The 703-nt window shown below is 47.9% G+C and carries 1 pseudogene; it reads left to right on the top strand.

The annotated features are described in order from the left end of the window. Nucleotides 1–687, top strand: a pseudogene (gene chiP / locus R7Q48_RS27475) (chitoporin); the annotation flags it as partial. Between the last annotated feature and the right edge of the window lie 16 nt (nucleotides 688–703).

Consider the following 703-nt stretch of genomic DNA (forward strand, 5'->3'; position numbering starts at 1 on the left):
GACTGGCCAGCATCTAACCCAGGTCTAGGCGATGTTTACGACTGGGGTGGTGCAATCGGTGGTGCTAAGTACCAAGACCGTCAATCAAACACCATTCGTTGGGACTCTCCAATGTACGCAGACAAGTTCTCTCTAGATATCGCAGCGGGTGCTGGTGATAAAGCGGGTCTAGGTGCTGGTGATGATTACTGGGGCGGCATCGCGGCTCACTACAAGTTAGGTCCACTACAATTGGATGCTGCTTACGAAGGTAACCGTAACATTGAATCTGAAGGTCAAACTTGGGAAAACAACACGTACCTAGTTGGTGTTCAAGGTTGGTTTGATAACGGTATTTCGTTCTTCGCTCAATACAAATACATGGAGGCGGACGCAAGCAACGGCGTGAACGAGAAGCAAGATGCAATGTCTGCAGGTCTGATGTACACAACAGGTGACTGGCAGTACAAGCTAGGTTACGCAGCGAACTTCGACCTAGAACGTGACGGTAAGACAATTAACGATACAGCAGACGATGTACTATCTGCACAAGTTATGTACTTCGTAGACCCATCTGCAGTGCTTTACGTACGTGCTCGTACACTAGACTTCGGTGACGGTGCGTCTCAACTAGATAAACCAGCAGAAGCGCGTTGGAAGTCAGCTGACTACGATGAGTTCTCTGTAGGTGTTGAATACTACTTCTAATAAAGAAGCAGCTTAA

This window comes from Vibrio sp. 378 (genome assembly GCF_033339435.1).